This window comes from Enterococcus nangangensis, assembly GCF_005405245.1.
In the GTDB taxonomy this organism is placed as follows: domain Bacteria; phylum Bacillota; class Bacilli; order Lactobacillales; family Enterococcaceae; genus Enterococcus_J; species Enterococcus_J nangangensis.
In genome coordinates, this window is record NZ_BJDR01000002.1 from 17,574 (window position 1) to 36,200 (window position 18,627).

The window sequence follows — 18,627 nt, forward strand, 5'->3', positions numbered from 1 at the left end:
AGTGTAACGCTTTCTTTATGGAAGTGCAAGAAAAAGAGTCCCACTTTTTTCGTGAGACTCATTACTTTTAGAATAAATCAACTAAGGTCGTAAAGATGAGCTGGATATTTAAAACTGTTAACGCAATGGTACATAGCCAACCTAAGGAAGATACCCACCAAGCATTTTTAAAACGTCCCATAATCTTTTTAGAACTAGTGAAGTAGACTAACGGAATCATGGAAATAGGTAGAGCCACACTTAAGAAAACTTGGGAATAAATCAACAAATTATCTAAGGCCGTTTCGTTGCCGCCAAAGTACAAGGTACACAAGAAAACAGGAATGACGGATAAAAGACGGGTAATCAAGCGCCGTGCCCAAGTAGGAATGCGCATGTGAATGAAGCCTTCCATTACCACTTGTCCGGTTAAGGTCCCGGTAATGGTGGAGTTTTGACCAGAAGCTAGTAAAGCAACCGCAAATAATGTACTTAAAATGGGACTAGCTACCGCACCAGCAATATTGGAATCTTGTAAAGCATCATAAAGAGAAGAAAATGTTCCAAGATCTTCAGGCCGCCCGAAGAACAAGGCACTTCCTAAAATCAGTAGCAAACAGTTAATCACAAAAGCAGCAGACAATTGAATATTGGAATCCCATTTGGCAAAGCGAACGGCTTTGGCCACTTCTACTTCATCACTACGATCAATTTTACGGCTTTGCGAAATTGAAGAATGTAAATATAAATTATGAGGCATTACGGTAGCTCCCACAATCCCTAAGGCCATCGTCAATTCACCGTGGTTCAAAATTTGTTTTTGTGGGATAAAGCCTTTAAACATTGCTGGTAAATTAGGTTGGGCAATCACCACTTCGTAAACAAACACCAGCATAATCACACAAATCAATGTCACAACAATCGCTTCAATTTTTCGAAAACCTAGACGCATCAAGAATAGCAGTAAGAACACATCTAAGATGGTTAAGCTCACACCAATCACCAGTGGAATGCCAAATAGCAGGTTCAAGGCAATGGCTCCCCCGATAACTTCGGCGATATCCGTAGCCATAATGGCTAATTCTGTAACTATCCACAAGACAAAGCCTAACCGTTTCCCGGTATATTTCCTAGTGGCTTGTGCCAAGTCTAAATGAGTGACGATACCCAATTTCGCCGACATATATTGCAACAACATGGCAATCAAGCTCGAAACGAAAATAACGGATAACAGTAAATAACCGTATTTGGCCCCCCCACTGATGGAAGTTACCCAGTTCCCTGGATCCATATAACCAACAGCCACTAACGCGCCCGGTCCGGAAAAAGCAATTAAATTTTTCCAAAAATTTTTATCTTTGGGTACGGTAATTGTGCCATTAATTTCTTCTAAACTCGTTCCGTGAACGGGTTGAATAAATCCTTTTTCTTTGACATTGGTTTCGTTCGTCATTTTTAAACCTCCGTTCGATTTTAGGTTACCCTAAATCCAAGAAAAGAATACACCTAAACTATTTCATCGTCAATGGTTAATACCTCATTTTCACAAAAAAAAATTCGGTTCCCCATAAAAAGCGCTATCATTTCACAACTTAGTGAAATAACCCTTGAATACAATAAAAGGTAGCGCCCAGCAACAGACACTACCTTCTTCATTTATTTTATTTTAGGATCACGATATTGCGTTAAATCTAACCCTTCTAAAGCTAACAGTTGGCGTTTCAAAGGAATCCCACCGCCAAAACCCGTGAGATTATGATTCACCCCTACTACGCGATGACAAGGGACAATAATCCCTAGTGGATTGCGACCAACTGCATTCCCTACAGCGCGACTAGACATCTTGGTGATTCCTTTTTCCACAGCCAAGCTGGCAGCAATCGTGCCATAAGTCGTCACCGTCCCATAAGGAATCTGCCGTAGTTTTTCCCATACAGCCAATTGAAAAGGCGTACCTTGAGGCTTCAAGGATAACTCCGACGCGTCAGGTTTTGCACCTGCAAAATAATGTTGAAGCCAAGAAATTGTCGCAGTAAAGACGGGTAAATCATCTTGGCGTTGATAATTCATAAAATTTTTTTCTTCTTCATTAGGAAATAAAAGCTGGGTTAAGGCGGTACCATCGCTGACTAAAGTTAAGGTCCCCACCGGAAAAGTTGCTTGTGTGTAATACAAAGAAACCACCTCCTGCGCATAAGTTACCTCATTATAACAAAAGTCTCCTTGTCCGAGTAGTTTCTTATTCCCCTCTTTTGCTAAAAAAAAACAAGTCCCTTTGCCTAAAGAGTACTCTTTAAGTAAAGGAACTTGTCTTTATTTTATTTTCGTAAAAATTCGCTGTAAGCGTAAACTAATGGTCCGATGCCTTTCGCGTCGTTATTGACCCGCGGCTCGGAAATGTAATAGGCAAAAGAGCCATCACGTTTTTCGTAGTTACCTTTACCACTGCCGCCGCCTAGACCGGCGACTAAACAAATATCTTTCAAAACAAACTCAGCGTCTTTCACTACTAATTTCTCTTTCATGACACCGCGCAAGACATCAGCACCCCGTTCAAAGTCGGCGCTAGGTAAAACGCCTAAACGGGCACCTTTCATTAAGGTGTATGCAATGGCGCAGCTCCCGCTTGTTTCTAAGTAATTGCCTTCTTGATTCCCGGCAACGGTTACTTGGTAGAACAATTTACTTTGTGGTTCTTGGAAATTTAAAACGTGAATCGTCAAGTCTTGCAACTGTTGAATTAACGGTTGAATTACTTTTGCATAATCTTTTTGTAACAGTTCAATCGTATCTACTAAAGCCATCATGTACCAGCCGATGGAGCGGGTCCAAAAATTCGGGCTTAAACCGGTCGCCGGGTCGGCCCAAAACATCGTCTTTGCTTCGTCGTAGCCGTGATACAATAAGCCTGTTTTTTCGTCTTTCATTAAAGCAGCTACATTAGCGAATTGCTGCAAAATATCTGGAATATTTTTGCCGTCATTAAAATGCAATTCATAAGCGGCGTAGAAAGGTTGAATCATGTAAAGACCATCCAACCACACTTGATGAGGATAAATCAATTTGTGCCAGAAATTGCCCGCTTTAATCCGTGGTTGTCCCAACAATTGGGAGTACAGTAATTCGATTGCTTTCCGATATTTTTCTTTTTTTGTTTGGGCATATAACGCAAATAACACTTTACCTTCGTTAATTGAGTCCGCGTTATAAGTTTCTTTTTCGTATCCGAGAATTGTTCCATCTTCGGCAATGTAGTAATCAATGAAATCATCTAGGAACTGGAAGTATTTATCTTCCTGTGTCACTTCGTACATATCCAAAGCAGCCATCGCCATGCAGCCGTCGATATAGGACCAGTGCGGAGGACGATTATCCAAAATGGCTTCTTGATTCCAAACAGGTCGTTCCGGGGTCGAGCGATGAATCAATTGATCAAAATACACTTTAATTTCTTCCATCTTGTCACTCCCTAAAATTAGAAAACGCCACGCCTGCCTGAACTGAATGCCCAAACAAGACACGGCGTTTCCCTAAGTCATAGTTATCCAGTCACCAGCTTCGTATGTGTTGCTTCTTCATGTCCACCTAGTTTACCAACGAATAAGGGCAGACAAATGAGGTAACAGCTAGCTAGCTTACACAAAATTTCTCTTTGGACTACCACGGCCACCGGTACATTCAAACGCTCTTTATCGGTGGAGACAATTTTTAGTGAAAAGAAGCCTTTGCCGATGGTTTGTCCGTTCATCATAAAAGGATATTGAACTGCTAAAGGTAAAAGAATCATCACTGTTAAGGCGACAATCCCTTGAACCACATTATTCGTAGTGATTTTAGCAATCAAGGGTAAGATAAACTGAAAGGTGACAAAAATACTCAAGAAACCTAGCAACAAATCAATCATTTGGGCAAAAATTCTTTTCATCATAAAAACCATGGTGTTTTCCTCTTTTCTGTTGTTACTCTTTACTACCGGTGTTGGCTACGCCGTCAACGAAGTAACGGGAGCCCATGAAGAATAAGGCAATCATTGGCAATAAGCCAAGACAAGATGCCGCAAAGACCCGACCGTAGTTAACCATCGCTTCACCATCTAGCTGTTGTTTTAAGATTAAGGAAAGGGTCGCTTTATCCGGTGAAGTCAAGTAAATTAATGGACCTTGGAAGTCATTCATCCCCCACATGAAGCAGAGTAAGCCCACGGTGATTAAAATTGGTTTAATGACGGGCACGATAATTTTAAATAAGATTTGGAAGTCGTTACAACCATCCATTACAGCGGCTTCATCTAATGTTTTCGGTACAGTCCGCATGAATTGGATAATCATGAAGATGAAAAATGAAGAAGAAGCGAAGATGTCTTGCACGTACAAACTGGCAAAACTATCTAGTAACCCCACTTCCCGATACAACAAGTAAAGGGGAATCCGGAATGCTAATTCCGGCATTAATAAGGTGACGATAATCGCTGTAAAGACGAATTTCTTTCCTTTGAAGGATTTACGTGCTACCACGTAAGCCGTTAAGGTACAAGAAATTACTGTAAAAGCCGTCTTTGGTACTAAGAATTTCAAAGTATTAGCAAAGTAAAACCAAATCGTATGGTTGGAGTTAATTTGCCAAGCAGAAGCAAAGTTGTCTGTTACGATGCGATCAGCCGGTGGGAAAATTGAAAGTCCTCCGAAGATGTCGCGGTTTTCTTTAAAGGCGGAACCAATCATCCAAAGAAGTGGGTAAATCAAAATAATCCCTACACCGATGAGGACCGCATAACGGATAATGGCGTTAATTCGACGCCCGTTTTTACTTAATTCCATTTTTTATTCTCCTCCTAATCGTTGTAGTATACCCATTTATTGGAAGACTTGAAGATAATTACCGTGAAGACCCCAATGATGGCTAATAAAATCCACGTTAAAGCACTGGCATAGCCGTAGTTCCCACGTTGGAAAGCTTGGTCGTAAATGTATAGATTTAAGAAATAGGTGGCGTTGTTCGGTCCACCTTTAGTAATCAGATACGCGGAGTTAAATTCTTGGAAGGCTTTAACTAACACGTTAATCATGTTAAACAAGATGACCGGCGTAATGATTGGCACGGTGATACTAATTAATTGGCGGAATTTAGAAGCGCCATCGATTTCCGCTGCTTCATACACTGAAGCTGATACCCCTTGTAAAGCGGATAAGAAAATCAACATCGTGGAACCAAATTGCCAGGTCTTTAAAATAATCAAGGTGATGACCGCAAAAGTCGGATCTTTCGCCCAGTTAATTGTCACTTCATTCCCAAAAGTGAAGATACTTAAAACCGTGTTTACCGGTCCATGGACATCAAACAACATTACCCAAAGGATAGAAACAGCGACATTTCCCCCTAAGATAGATGGAATGTAATAAGCTGTTCGGAAGAAGTTTACTCCTTTAAGTTTGAAGTTTAAAATTGCCGCTACGATAAAAGCTACGATAACAACAGATGGTGCACCGAATAATACATATTTCATAGTAGCTACAAAGGCGGCACGGAAAGTATCATCTTTGGTAAAGATCCGCACATAGTTATCCAAGCCTACAAAGGTTCGGGCACCTAAAATCGGATAGTTTTGTAAGCTGTAAATAAACGAAATAACAATTGGATAAACTTTAAAGATTAGAAAGCCGATAATCCACGGCAACAACATTAAAGCTACTACAATGTTCAGCTTTTTCTTTCCTTTTGCTTTATTTTTCATAGATTGCTTGTTCCCTCTTTCCCTTACGTAAAACAATCAGAGGCAGGGGTCTCCCCCTACTTCTCGGACGACTCCCCCTACCTCTGATTCAAACGCTAATTAGTCTCTGTAATATTGATCTAAGGCTTCTTGTTGTTTTTCTACGTATTGTTTAGCAGCTTCTTTAGCAGTTGCCGTACCAGAACGGAATGCTTCGATTGCTGTGTAGCGTTCGCCACGTACGTTTTCATCTTCGAAGTAAGGATCCATAACAGTTTGTTCATAACCGTCTAACAAGTCGTACCCTTCAGCAACTACACCAGATACGATGTCGTTTTTAACTTGTAAGTCATACGTTACTTTGTTACTAGAAATGCCTAAGCTGTCAGCTGCAGCCGCTACAGCTTCTTCGTCAGTCATGATGAAGTTAATGAAGTCAGCAGCAACTTCTGGATTCTTAGAGTTTTGAGAAATAGCATACCCAAAGTTAGGTTTTACATAAACAGATGGTTTTGTACTGTCATCTACTTGTAAGTAAGGTCCTACAGTTAAATCATCAGGATTAGCGCCACCTTTGTAAGATTCAGCCCATTGAGCTAAAGAGTTCGCCCATTCGTAAGTTCCACCAGCGTTACCTTCAACCCATTGTGGGTTTGCGTTGGTTTCAATTGCGCTATCTTGAGCAAATGTTGGCATTGCACCAGCATCTTCTAAAGCTTTAAATTGTTCTAAAACTTTTTCTACATCTTCAACGCTGTAGTTTACTTTACCGTCTGTTTGCATTACTTTACCGGTGTTATCGTAAAGCATTTGCGCGATAAACAAGTCTTTAGAAACTTTACCGTTATTGACCATTGCATATTGGTTAGCTTCACCAGTTGCAGTGTTGTCTTTAGCAATCACTTTACCAGCTGCTAATAAATCATCATATGTTTGTGGTAATTCTAAACCTTTTTCTTTATATAAGGCTTCATTCATTAACATTACCCGGGCTGTCATTCCGTAAGGTACTGCGGATTGAGCGCCTTGAACTTGCATCGCTTCTAAGTATCCTTCATCCCAGTTTTCCAAGTGAATGTAGTCTTTGACTTTGTTCATGTCATAGAAAACATTTTGGCCTTGACCAAAGGAGAATAACCAGTTGTAGTTAACTTGCATGACGTCGGCTTCTGTTTTACCAGAAAGCTGTGTTAAGACTTTAGCTTGCCAACCATCCCAAGCACCATATTCTACTTCAACTGTTACATTTGGGTTAGCTTTTTCGTAAAGGTCTACTACTTTTTGCATGGCTTCGTGACGGTTATCGGCACCCCACCAAGAAAATTTAATGGTTACGTCGTCTTTAGTGATGCCTGCATCGCCAGAACTTGCTGTACCGCTTTTATCCGTGCTGTCCTTGGAATCGTTATTATTGGATCCGCAACCTGCTAAAAAGGCTGTCAATAATAAACCGCTTACCATTAAACGTCGTAAAGATTTCTTTTTCATTCTTGTTCCCTCCGTTGTTATAAATAGTTTAAACGATTGCGTCTGTATACGCTTACCATTAATATACAACACTACAAAACTTTAGCAAGTACTTCTCAAGACCTTCACAAATAAGTCAACTTTTTTTGTATTTTTCGCACTATTTTAACTTACTTTTTGGAAGTTAAACGTTCGTCTTCTTTACAAAAACGCTGGTAATTAAACAATTAAAATCTTCAGACAACTTAGTTCCTCTATTTTCTACTGAAAAAAGAACAAGTTTTCCTTCTTACTTGCTCAATTATTATCAAGCTTCAAATAGTTATCTTTTCTTTTAACCGCAAAAAAAGTCTCCGTTATCTTAACGGAGACTTTTTTAAAAGTTATTTTTCTCCCGCAAGCTCTTCTTATAGGCAATTTGTTTCTTGCGGTATTGCAAAGGAGATGTTTCAATGTATTTTTTAAAGACGCGATTGAAATACGTGACACTCTCATAGCCCACTTGAAAGGCAATATCGGCGATGGAATCTTCCGTATCTTCTAGTAATTTTTGTGAGCGTCGAATTTTTTGAATGTTGGTAAACTCGGTAATGGTATAGCCGGTTTTTTGTTTAAACAAACGACTGAGATAAAATTTATTCAGATAAAAATGATCGGCAATTTCTTCAAGTGAACCCACCGTCTCACAATTGTCGCGAATGTAACGTTTCACTTCGTCCACCAAGTTAGCGTCACTACTTTGGGCCGGATTATTTTCTTTGCGGGTACCATTTGCTTTTAAGCGTAAGACATAAATCAGCAGTTCGGCTAAACGTAAGGCTACAAAACTCTGATAGTCTAAATCTTTTTGCTGCACTTCTTTACCGATATCTTGCAGTAATTTTTGTACGTAATCCCAATCTGCCGGGGGTACCTGTATCACCCCTTGATACTTGGCAAAAAAAGCAGCCAAATCAATATTTAACGCCGCCATGGGTTCTTTAAACCGCTCGCCTTCAAAGAGCAACAAAACGCGATCATGAAAAATTAAATTATTGGAATACGTATTATGAATTTTGCCAGAGTCCACTAAAACTAAACTCCCGGCTTTTACTACGTAATGCTGATCTTCAATAAAAAAATGGCGCTTACCATCACAATAAAACTGGATTTCATACTCTGGATGCCAATGCTTCACCATATTGTAGGAATTGTCGCGGGTGGAACGATCAATGTTTAACCCTTCCATCATCCCTTGATATAAGACTTGCTTCAAGCTCCCCATCTCCTCTTCCATGCATCTTTTTTCTATAGTATACCAATTTTCAAGAAACCGCCATCACCTTTTGTCATTTTTTCTAAAAAACATTGAAATTTCAGCCGAAATAATCTCAAAGTACGATAATCTTTAAGGCAAGACCATTAGGATCGGTAATCACAACTTGTGTTTCTGTCACTTCTTGATAGGTCACACCTAATTGTTGCCAATGTTGACAAAGTTCGTGGAGATCGACTAATTGCGGCAGCTGCAGGGTAAAAGAAATTAAACCTAAATCCGTTGCGTGCTGCTGTGGTAAATTATCTCCTTGCCAAGTGTTGGCTCCTAGATGATGATGGTAAGAACCGGCCGCAAAAAATTTAGCACGTTGACCGTAATTACTTTTTAGGCTTAAGCCTAAGACGCCCACATAAAAATCTTCAGTGGCAGCTAAATTCTGAACACGCAAATGCAGATGACCAATTTTTGTATGCGTTGGTAGCCCTGACCATGCCGGCATAGTTGGGAATTTTTCTAGGAGCGCTCCTTCATTTAACGGTAAAGTAACTCCGACAATTTCACCATCCCCACGGATATCCCATTTTTCCACCGGCTGATCCCAATAAATTTCAAGACCATTGCCTTCAGGATCTTGTAGGTACAATGCTTCGCTGTAACCATGATTACTACTGCCTTGATAAAAAATGTCAAAGGAACGATAGTGAGCTAAAGCTGCTGCTAAATCTTCTTCCCGAGGCACTAAGAAAGCCAAATGAAATAATCCTGCTTTTGTGGGCTGGGCAAGAGGGGCATTAATTTTTAATAGCTGTAAAAGTGGCGTCTCTTGGGTGCCGAGGGTCACGGCTGTTGGCGTTTGTTGTAAGATTTTTAAGCCGATTACTTTTTGATAAAAGTCAGCGACAATATCTAACTGCGCAACATTTAAGGTTACTAGCCCTAAACTCAGGTGGGGCGAGATTTGAAATTCTGGCATCTTTGTCGTCATGGTATTTCCTCCTTAAGCTTCTCATTACTTCCAGTCTAACACGACCTAGTAAGAAGAGGCTTAGGAAAACATCGGCATGCTAAAAGCAGAAAAGTTTACGCTCTAGCTGTTGCCTTCTATAATGAAAGTAAGGAGATGATAATGATGAAAGTTACCATGACGACTAGCGCGGCACAAGTGCTCCGCGATAAACTGCCCCACCAAAAAGTATTTTTACTAACCACTAACGATGGTGCCAATGAATTTTCTTCGGCTGGTGGTGCGTGCATGATTGGCGATCGTTTTCAATTAGTCCCTGTGGAACAAGCTGTTGAACCTTTCACGGAACGCGTGCAAACGGACCCGTACGAAATTTATATTTCCAACTATGAGAAAATGTTTTTAGGGGACGCCCCCCGCGTGACTTTTAATGAGCATTTGCATCTATTGCAGCTCACCAATGAAACAGGCATCCTAGATGCCAATTTACATTTAGCAGAACCCGTAGCCAGCTATAGCGGTGCGGCGCACGATTGCTAAGCTAGAAGATTGTGTCAGTAGTTATTGCTGGCGCAATCTTTTTTTGTAGTGAAGATAATTTTTTACAGACTTCCCAATTTTCCTTTACGGAAGTTGGGCTTTTGGTGTTGAAAAAATTTTTTTTACGTACTCAATAAAAAATAGTTGACAATTTGTTAGGTACCGAACTATATAAATTTAAAACGAAGTGAGGACGAAAATAATGAGTCAACTAACCGATGAATTAATGAAACAACTGTGGATAATCAACGAAGCAAGTAACAGTTTTATGCGCCAACGTAAACAACGTCTTTCTGGTCAAGAACGCGTCTTAGCCATGTTAGCGGTGGAAGATGGTGTCGTCCAAAGTTATTTGGTAGAAATTTTAGATTTGCGCCCCAGCTCTTTAGCGGAGTTATTGAAAAAATTAGAACTTAGCGGTGATATCACCCGCCAAGAAGATGCTAACGACAAACGCGTAAAACACATTTATTTAACAGAACAAGGGCGACAACGAGCGACTGTTTTGCAACAAAAGCAAGCTTCCAATGCTTCAGATGCTTTCTTTGCTGGTTTATCCACAGCAGAGCAAGCTGATTTCAGTGCCAGTCTCGCTAAAATCGCCAACGGTTGGTCACCAGAAATTAAAAAGCAAGCCCAACGTTTTGTTGATCCTTTTGACCGCCTAGCTGCGATGCAACAATTGCGTAATCAATTCATGGCTGACTTTGATGGCGATTGGGAAAACTTATCAACTGAAGAGAAGCGGGAATTACAGAAAAAAATGCGCAATGCCATGAAAGACGCACAACGTCAGGCTGCTGCTGATCCTGAAAAATTTGGATTCTTTGACCCTCGTAGTTTTGGTTTTGGTGGTCAACGAGGCAAACAGCCCCGCAATCCTTGGAGCATGCACCCAGGTCATGGCGGTCCTCGTCCACCGTTTCCCCCACACTTTGGGGCTGACTTTTCAACAGACGAGACCGACCGCCACGACTTTTTCCGTGATCAGCCTTTTACTCCTCATCCCACTCATGAAGACGATGAGCGTGATACCAAGGACACAGACGATTGGACAGACTTTTAGAAAAGTTGTTAGTACAGACTAACAAAGAGGTAGCAAGATGGAACGAGATATTAGAATAGTAGACCGACCAAAAAGCGACGGGACGTTTACTTTTAAAAAATTTATGAGCTTAATCAATAGCGTTAGCCCCAAGAAAGCTTTATTTATCTGTGGTATTTTTCTCAGTTTAATTACCAGTGGTGCATCCCTGATCGTCCCGCAGTTAACGAAGGGCTTGGTGGATACTAGCGGCTTAGCTCATATCGATAGTCGCATGGTTATTATTTTAATTTTGGCCTTTGGAGCGCAGTTAGCCTTTGGCACAATCGGCGGTTATCTCCTCCGCTTCGTGGGGGAAGACGCCGTCAAAACGTTACGGGAGCGCTTATGGGGGCATCTCCTCCATTTGCCGGTAAGTTACTTTGATGAACATAAAGCCGGCGAAAGCACTTCCCGCCTAGTGAATGACACCACGGTAGTAAAAGATTTAGTAACCAAGCAATTCCCCAGTTTTATTACCGGTGGCATTCAGTTGGTGGGCTCCATGGTTATTCTTTTTGTGATGGATTGGAAGATGGCCGCCATGATGTTTGGCGCAGTACCCGTCATTGCCTTAATTATGGTACCGATTGGTAAAGTGATGAGTAAATTAGGGCGGCAGTTGCAAGGAGCAATGGCAGAATTTAACGGTGAGGTCAATGAAAAGCTAGCGGAAGTCCGTTTAATTAAAGCCAGTAACGGCGAAGCCTATGAAAAAAACAACGGTGGGCAAGCCATTCACAAAATTTTTTCTTTAGGGATTAAAGATGCTAAAATTGAAGCCTTTTTACAACCGATTATGATGACGGCGATGCTAGGACTTTTTGTCGGTATCTTAGGCTACGGTGCCGTACGGATTCAACAAGGTACCATGACGAGTGGTTCCCTAGTGGCTTTTCTCCTTTATCTTTTTAATATCCTTTCTCCTGTCATGAGCTTTGCCACTTTCTTTTCTCAATTGCAAAAAGCGATGGGGGCTACGGAACGGATTCAAGAAATCCTCGCTACGCCTTTAGAAGTTGCAACAGCAGGAACGACTTTAGACGTCACTGGTGAAACTTTACGTGCTGAGCACTTAAGTTTTGGCTATACAAAAGAGCAAAGTATCTTACACGATATTTCTTTTGTCGCAAAACCTAATACGGTGATTGCTTTTGCTGGGCCTAGTGGCGGTGGCAAGTCGACAATTTTTTCCTTATTGGAACGGTTTTACGTGGCAGATGGTGGACAAGTCTTGATTGTGGACACCGATATTCAAACTTTAGATTTAGCAAGTTGGCGAAGTCAAATCGGCTATGTCTCACAAGACAGCGCCGTCTTTGCCGGAAGCATTCGCGACAACTTACAATACGGCTTAGAGCGACACTTAAGCGACGAAGAACTCTGGCAAGGGTTACGGTTAGCGTATGCTGACCAGTTCGTCAAAGATTTCCCCCAACAATTAGCTACTGAAATCGGCGAACGGGGCGTCAAATTATCCGGCGGGCAAAAACAACGTATCGCCATCGCCCGAGCCTTCTTACGGGATCCTAAAATTTTAATGTTGGATGAAGCTACGGCTAGTCTAGATTCCCAATCGGAAGAAAAAGTCCAGCGCGCCCTCGAACATTTGATGGAAGGCCGGACGACTTTAGTCATCGCCCACCGTCTTTCCACCATTGTAGAAGCAGATCAAATCTACTTCATTGAAAAAGGGCAAATTACGGGACATGGTACGCATCAAGAACTAATGGCCACGCATGAATTGTACAGCCAATATGTTGCCGAACAAGTGGTTAACTAGAAAAATTGCTGCTAAATAAAAAGCATTAAAGATCAACTTGACAAACCTTTCGCCAAAGTTTAAGAATCACTTTGCGCAAAGCATTGAAGGAGAGCTTTAGTGCTTTTTTTAATTTTTCCTGTTTGCCATGTTAGAACATATAAACGTTCCACTACAAAAAGCGCGCAGCTTACATAAAATGTTTTATGCGCTTAACGATTCCAAGGTAGCGTGTCGCCTTTTTCAGGATCATCTACGCCGTCAGCGTAGGCGGTGGTGGCTACTGAAGCCCCGATAATTAAGAAAGCTAGTGCTGCTAAGCTTACTTTTAAAAATTTTTTCATTCTCTTTCCTCCTAAAAAGTAGTATAATCACCAATGCACACGGCTTTTGGTGCAACTTATTATGTACCTTTCCGTAAAAGATAGCAATATATTTTGATAACAAAAGGAGAATACTTATGCTTTTAGGTAAGGTGATTGCCGAGCGGCGCAAAAGTCTTGGCTTGTCCCAAAGTGATTTAGCAACAGATATTTGTACGCAAGCGACGATTTCTAAAATTGAAGCGAAAAATATCGAGCCCATGTTGAATATCCTCGTTAAAATTTGTTTGAAACTTAATTTAACTTTGAATGAAGTTTTTTCGGAGTTTAGCGACTTAACAGAACAAACCCTCAATGAGGTGGATCGCCTCGTAGATATTTATAAATTAGCCGAGGCGCAACATGAGCTAGACAAGTTACAAGCTGATGCAGTTCCCGCCGAGCTTAAAAATCGTTACTTTTTCACGAAAGGAAATTTAGCGTTAATCTATCAAGGTGATTATGAGAATGCTTTATTTTATCTGAACGTCGTCTTGCAGGCTACGGAATTAACTCCTGCCACCCGCACTTTAGCTTTTAATGGCTTAGGGATTATTTATTTTGAGAAAAAAGAAGATGACAAAGCGCGCTATTATTTTGAACAAGCCCTTGCCACCGTTTGGCAAGTGGAAACCGACAATATCAGCGGAACGCGGGCGATTTTAAAAGTCTTGAATAACGTTAGCAAGTTTTATTCTAAAATTGGCGAGTATCAAAAAAGTAACGAGATTACCCAAAAAGCTATTCACTTTTATGGTCAAAGCACGAATCTCGCCAGTATCGAGCAATTTTATTTTCGGATTGCGGCTAACCTCTTAGCTTCCCTGCAGCCCTACCATAAAAAAGCGCCAGAAGCGTTAGCAGCGCGAGACTATTTACGTAAAGCGCAATTTTTAGCTCAGTTGACGGATAATCAAGTCGTCTTACAACACATTGACGAGTTGGCTGCTAAGTATGGTTTAAAACTAGAATGTTAAAAAAATGCCCTGCTCCTATTTTTGGTGGTAGGACATTTTTTTCTTAAGCAAATAAAGTTTTCGCTTGTTGGGCAGCTAACTGTTCTGTATAATAGGCCGCTTGGGCATTGAAAAGTTCTGCGTACAAGCCATTTTGCGCTAAAAGACTCGCGTGATTGCCGCTTTCTTTAATCTCACCATCTGCTAAGACGATAATCTTATCGGCAAAACGGGTGGAGCTCATGCGGTGGGAAATATAAATCGAAGTTTTGTCTTGCACCAACTCGTCAAAGCGACGATAGACTTCAAACTCAGAAAAAGGATCCAATGCACTAGTCGGTTCATCCAACACGACAAAAGGTGCATCTCGGTACCACGCTCTGGCAATGGCAATTTTCTGCGCTTCACCACCGGATATTTCGACACCGGTTGGTTCTAAATCTTTGTATAAGGTGGTGGCACTGCCTTGAGGCATTTGCGCGACCCGCTGATCCACCCCGGCAATATAAAGGGCTTCTGCCACGCGTTTTTTATCTGGTTGGTGACTAGCCGCAACATTTTCTGCCACACTAAAGGAAAATAATTTAAAATCTTGGAAAACGACGGCTAAAATGCTTTGATATTCATTGAGGTCATACTTATTAATATCAATGCCGTTTAACGTAATCACCCCACTCGTGGCTGGATAAAGGCGCGTCAACAATTTCACAATAGTACTCTTGCCGGAACCATTGCGCCCGACTAAAGCTAATTTTTCTCCGATGGTTAATTTCAAATTTAAATGGCGTAAAATCCATTCTTCGCTTCCCGGATATTGAAAGGAAACGTCGTGAAATTCAATTTCGTACTCATTATCATTGCGTTTTTCTACGGGTAGCGTCCCCGTAGTTGTCGCTTTTTTATACATAAAATCATAATAGAAACTCAAAATCGGCACATAGGTATTCGCGCGACCAAAGCTAGCAAACATTTCGCTTAGGGCACTAGTCATTTGAATAAAGTAACCGGCGTAAAGGATGACGGAACCCACGGCTAAAGCCCCAAAGTAAGCTTTTAAGACCACCAGTAGATAAACAGCAACGTTTAAAATACTCGTCAAGAGATTGGCGCTCCCTTCCACCTGCAATTGACGATTAATCATCTTTTGACCATTTTTTTGAATCACCTTTTGCCACTTTTGATACTGTTCCCCCAATAATTTTCCAGCTTGATATAAACGCATTACTGGACCATTTTCATAATCGGCCAAGGTATTGATTAGGTAACCTGCTTGATTATTCGTTTTGACATTGTCTTCAAAATTTTCTTTTTCAAAACGCGCTTTTTTAATCGCCGCCAAAAAGTTAATCCCCATAGGTAATAAAATCACCAAAACTAAGAGGAGTAGATAACTCCACGAGTTGGTCCAGCTACCTAAAGAACTAGTTACGGTGGCTGTCATTTGCCCCAGCTTCACTAAAAAAATTAGCCCTAAGACTAAAGCCACTAAGCCATTTAAAATACTCGCAAATTGCGTATTCACTAGTTGATACATCCCGCCATTGTATTGGCTGGCATCAGTTGCTCGCTGGTACTCCTCCCGAAATTCAGGGTCTTGCAATTGAAAATACGAAATCTCTAACAATTTTAAATTACTAATTTCATCAATTTGATACCCTAAAGCGGAAGCTGCGTCGTCTCTTTTTTTATCTAGCCAAGCGTTTAAAGCCCCGATTGCGAAAATGATTAGCAAAAAGAAGAACACTTGACTACTTAAAGTCTGAAAGCTGGCTTTAGCTACTAAGCCATTAATCACTAGCGCACTTAGCCACAAGCCACTAAAAGACCACACCACCGAAGTAATCGCAAAGGCTACCGTATAAAAGAGGACTGATTTTTGACAGAGCCAAATGAGCCGGATAATTTTTTGATAGTCACCAATTATTTTTTTCATCCTTGAGCCACTTCCTTTTGATAATAATAACTTTGCACGTGATACATCTCTGCGTATTTGCCTTTTTGCTTTAAAAGTTCCTCATGGGTGCCGACTTCCAACAGTTGCCCTTGATCCATAAAGAAAATCCGATCACAAAAGCGGGTGGAAGCCAAGCGGTGGGAAATAAAAAGCGACGTCTTCCCTTGCACCAGCCCACTATAGCCTTCATACATTTCTCTTTCGGCTAAAGCGTCTAAAGCGGCGGTGGGTTCATCTAAAATTAAAACGGGGGCATCTTTATAAAGGGCGCGGGCTAACATTAACTTCTGCTCTTCCCCGCCAGATAATTCCACGCCGTCCATTGCTAAATAATGGGTGAGAGGAGTCTCCACTCCTTTGGCTAAACTGGCCACCTTTGCGCCTAAGTAACTTTGTTTTAAGGCGATGGCTAAGCGCTCTCCTTCATACGTTGGAGCTAAGGAAACATTTTGCCCTAAGGATAAGGCGAAGACTAAAGAATCTTGAAAAACGGGGGCAATCAACTGTTGGTAAAAAGTACGGTCTAGCGTTGTAACATCCACGCCGTTTAATAAAATTTTACCGCTGGTGGGTTCCAATAAACCGTTAATTAGTTTTACAATCGTCGTTTTTCCCGCACCATTGGCCCCCACCAAGGCAATCTTTTCTCCTGGTGTAATGGTAAAACTGACATTGTCTACTGACTTAGTCGTAGCATGGGGATATTGGTAGCTGACATTTTGAAAAACCAGCTGTATTTTTTCCGTTTCGGCAAAAGTGGCCTTGCGCTCATTAAAATTCACAACGCTTTCCTGCACTTCATCTTCCCAATTACGGTAGTCACTGTTGTCGTTATCGGCTCTTTTAATTTTAGTTAACGCATCCACCATGGTAAAAGTTAAGGTACTAAATTGGTTAACAAAACCGAAATACAAAGTAAACTGTCCTAAGGTTAACCGACCGGCAGTAGCTCCCAGTAATAAAAACAAATAGCTGCCTAAGTTTTGCGCAAAGTTAACCCCATGCGTCAAGAGATCGGCTAAAAAAGTAGCCAAGCTATTGCGCTTATCCAAATGCAACAAATCGTGATGATTGTCTTCAATTAATTTTTTGTACCAGCCCCACATATGATAAAGCCGCAAATCTTTACCACTTTCAATTTGATAGGCATTGCGTCTCAAATAATCTTTTTTCGTGTAAGGATGCATATACTGCTCTTTAATCTTAGCGTAAAAGCGGTTATAAGCACTTTTCCCGATAAAGCTAAGGATGCTCCCTGCCACAATCAACAGCATAATCCAAGGATTAAACACTGCTAACGTCCCTAAAAAGAAGAGCAAGCTCATAATATTTTGTAAGAAGCGATACCAATACTCCAAGTAGGCTTCCATACTGGAACTATTCCCCATGTAAAAAGCATTTTGAAAGGAGCGTTGATACCGTTCCCGCACCTTGGGATCTTCTAATTTCTCATAAGAAATTTGAGTCAGACCTAGAGCGGCTTTGCCCATTTCGGTGACGCGAATAGTCATCTTTTTCATAGAGGCCCACTTCCATATTAAGCTAGCCCCTTGTTGACAAAGATTTAAGGCGAGTCCGACGGCAAAAATCTGCCATAAAGTCGTTTTTAAATCGCGACCTTCCGTTAAGGCCGTAACGATAACGCTAGGCAATAAGGCGGTTAAAAACATTTGCCCCGTAGTAAACGCTACACCTAAAAACATCCACAAAAACAGTGTGGGTTCATGACGGGCGACGATTTTAAAATACCAAATAAAATTGTGCCAAAACTTATATTGTTTCATTTTCTTCACCTCGTCTTTTACTCTAACAGAAAAATAAAATTTTGGTGGTTTTCAGCGCGAACGGTTGTTTTTTTAGCGTGAACGGTAAAAATAAAAAAAGGTAACGGAAGAATTTGAATTTTTACTGGGACATAAAAATTCAAATTAAAACGCTACCTTTTTAAACCTAGCTAAATAATTCTTCTGTCTGTTGTCCACACCGTGCTAGTTCTCCTAAGACACGTTTTCGGCCATCGGAAGTTTGCCACCAGGTAGCTTGCGTCACACCATAAACATCCACTGGGCAAACCAAAAATTCCACCTCAGGAAAAGCGATGCTGTATAACATTAAACAGCGTCTAGCGTGGAAGGACTTGCAACAAATGATTGCTCTTTTTACAACAATACCTTGTGCGGCTAAAACCTTGCAGGAGAAAAGGGCATTTTCTTTCGTATAACGCGACTGATCTTCCTTCAAAATTGCCGCTTGGGGTACGCCATTTTTTAGGAGTACATCCTGATAAAATCCCCACTCGCTAGCATACTTTTCCTGATAAGTTCCCGGATTTTCCTTCACCCCCGGGAAAAAACCTGTTTTAATACTCACTCCACCAGCGGGTAATAATATCGGCGCCAAGCCTTGTTGGTATAAACGGGCTGCATATTCTGGTAACGCCGGGTGGCTCCCCCCAGGAATAAAAATGACATCCACCGGTTGTGGTGCGTCGGCGACAAAAATAAAATCACCAACCTCCTTAATGATGCGCTCTTTCATGAGCTACCTCCTTATGATTGAACATTTCTTTTATTTTACCGGAAAAACTCCCC

General features: G+C 41.1%; 17 protein-coding genes. 4 read left to right on the forward strand and 13 right to left on the reverse strand.

The genetic code is table 11. The annotated features are described in order from the left end of the window. Positions 1 to 67: 67 nt before the first annotated feature. From FFM57_RS01205 to FFM57_RS01245, 9 genes are all read right to left on the reverse strand, one after another. Positions 68 to 1,432, reverse strand: coding sequence for an Nramp family divalent metal transporter (locus FFM57_RS01205; protein ID WP_137598702.1), 1,365 nt, complete (start codon positions 1,430 to 1,432; stop codon positions 68 to 70). Positions 1,433 to 1,635: 203 nt separating this feature from the next. Further along, positions 1,636 to 2,154, reverse strand: a complete 519-nt coding sequence (locus FFM57_RS01210; protein ID WP_137598703.1) for a methylated-DNA--[protein]-cysteine S-methyltransferase — start codon at positions 2,152 to 2,154, stop codon at positions 1,636 to 1,638. A gap of 143 nt (positions 2,155 to 2,297) precedes the next feature. Then, on the reverse strand, positions 2,298 to 3,437 hold the full coding sequence (locus FFM57_RS01215) for a glycoside hydrolase family 88/105 protein (RefSeq protein ID WP_137598704.1): 1,140 nt from the start codon (positions 3,435 to 3,437) through the stop codon (positions 2,298 to 2,300). Positions 3,438 to 3,520: 83 nt separating this feature from the next. Further along, positions 3,521 to 3,916 (reverse strand): RDD family protein, encoded by a 396-nt coding sequence (locus FFM57_RS01220; protein WP_170999838.1) that lies wholly within the window; start codon positions 3,914 to 3,916, stop codon positions 3,521 to 3,523. Between the two features lie 22 nt (positions 3,917 to 3,938). Continuing rightward, positions 3,939 to 4,796 (reverse strand): carbohydrate ABC transporter permease, encoded by an 858-nt coding sequence (locus tag FFM57_RS01225; RefSeq protein WP_137598705.1) that lies wholly within the window; start codon positions 4,794 to 4,796, stop codon positions 3,939 to 3,941. 14 nt (positions 4,797 to 4,810) lie between these two features. Next, the gene (locus FFM57_RS01230) at positions 4,811 to 5,710 is read right to left on the reverse strand and encodes a carbohydrate ABC transporter permease (RefSeq protein ID WP_137598706.1); all 900 of its coding nucleotides are present in this window, start codon (positions 5,708 to 5,710) and stop codon (positions 4,811 to 4,813) included. A 99-nt stretch (positions 5,711 to 5,809) separates the two neighbouring features. Then, positions 5,810 to 7,177 carry an ABC transporter substrate-binding protein gene (locus FFM57_RS01235; RefSeq protein WP_137598707.1) on the reverse strand — a complete coding sequence of 456 codons (1,368 nt, stop codon included), beginning with the start codon at positions 7,175 to 7,177 and terminating at the stop codon, positions 5,810 to 5,812. Between the two features lie 355 nt (positions 7,178 to 7,532). Continuing rightward, positions 7,533 to 8,420 (reverse strand): AraC family transcriptional regulator, encoded by an 888-nt coding sequence (locus tag FFM57_RS01240; protein ID WP_246023341.1) that lies wholly within the window; start codon positions 8,418 to 8,420, stop codon positions 7,533 to 7,535. 106 nt (positions 8,421 to 8,526) lie between these two features. Continuing rightward, complete coding sequence (locus FFM57_RS01245) at positions 8,527 to 9,399, reverse strand: VOC family protein (RefSeq protein WP_137598709.1); 873 nt, start codon at positions 9,397 to 9,399, stop codon at positions 8,527 to 8,529. Positions 9,400 to 9,540: 141 nt separating this feature from the next. Here FFM57_RS01245 and FFM57_RS01250 point away from each other — a divergent pair, with 141 nt between their 5' ends. From FFM57_RS01250 to FFM57_RS01260, 3 genes are all read left to right on the forward strand, one after another. Further along, positions 9,541 to 9,918: an iron-sulfur cluster biosynthesis family protein gene (locus tag FFM57_RS01250; RefSeq protein WP_170999840.1), complete on the forward strand. Its 378-nt coding sequence runs from the start codon at positions 9,541 to 9,543 to the stop codon at positions 9,916 to 9,918. Positions 9,919 to 10,120: 202 nt separating this feature from the next. Continuing rightward, complete coding sequence (locus tag FFM57_RS01255) at positions 10,121 to 10,984, forward strand: MarR family winged helix-turn-helix transcriptional regulator (protein WP_137598711.1); 864 nt, start codon at positions 10,121 to 10,123, stop codon at positions 10,982 to 10,984. Positions 10,985 to 11,021: 37 nt separating this feature from the next. Then, the gene (locus FFM57_RS01260; RefSeq protein ID WP_137598712.1) at positions 11,022 to 12,785 is read left to right on the forward strand and encodes an ABC transporter ATP-binding protein; all 1,764 of its coding nucleotides are present in this window, start codon (positions 11,022 to 11,024) and stop codon (positions 12,783 to 12,785) included. A 191-nt stretch (positions 12,786 to 12,976) separates the two neighbouring features. On the opposite strand, the gene FFM57_RS09990 is transcribed toward FFM57_RS01260, so the two are convergent. Then, the gene (locus FFM57_RS09990) at positions 12,977 to 13,108 is read right to left on the reverse strand and encodes a hypothetical protein (RefSeq protein WP_281275721.1); all 132 of its coding nucleotides are present in this window, start codon (positions 13,106 to 13,108) and stop codon (positions 12,977 to 12,979) included. Positions 13,109 to 13,224: 116 nt separating this feature from the next. On the opposite strand from FFM57_RS09990, the gene FFM57_RS01265 reads away from it, so the two are divergent. Further along, positions 13,225 to 14,103 (forward strand): helix-turn-helix transcriptional regulator, encoded by an 879-nt coding sequence (locus FFM57_RS01265; protein WP_137598713.1) that lies wholly within the window; start codon positions 13,225 to 13,227, stop codon positions 14,101 to 14,103. Between the two features lie 43 nt (positions 14,104 to 14,146). Here the strand turns inward: FFM57_RS01265 and FFM57_RS01270 are convergent, their stop codons facing one another. The 3 genes from FFM57_RS01270 to FFM57_RS01280 form a co-directional block, all read right to left on the reverse strand. Next, positions 14,147 to 16,015, reverse strand: coding sequence for an ABC transporter ATP-binding protein (locus tag FFM57_RS01270; protein WP_137598714.1), 1,869 nt, complete (start codon positions 16,013 to 16,015; stop codon positions 14,147 to 14,149). Continuing rightward, on the reverse strand, positions 16,012 to 17,820 hold the full coding sequence (locus FFM57_RS01275; RefSeq protein ID WP_137598715.1) for an ABC transporter ATP-binding protein: 1,809 nt from the start codon (positions 17,818 to 17,820) through the stop codon (positions 16,012 to 16,014). Before FFM57_RS01275 ends, FFM57_RS01270 begins: the two co-directional genes overlap by 4 nt. Before the next feature lie 166 nt (positions 17,821 to 17,986). Continuing rightward, positions 17,987 to 18,574, reverse strand: a complete 588-nt coding sequence (locus tag FFM57_RS01280; RefSeq protein ID WP_137598716.1) for a YdcF family protein — start codon at positions 18,572 to 18,574, stop codon at positions 17,987 to 17,989. Positions 18,575 to 18,627: the final 53 nt, after the last annotated feature.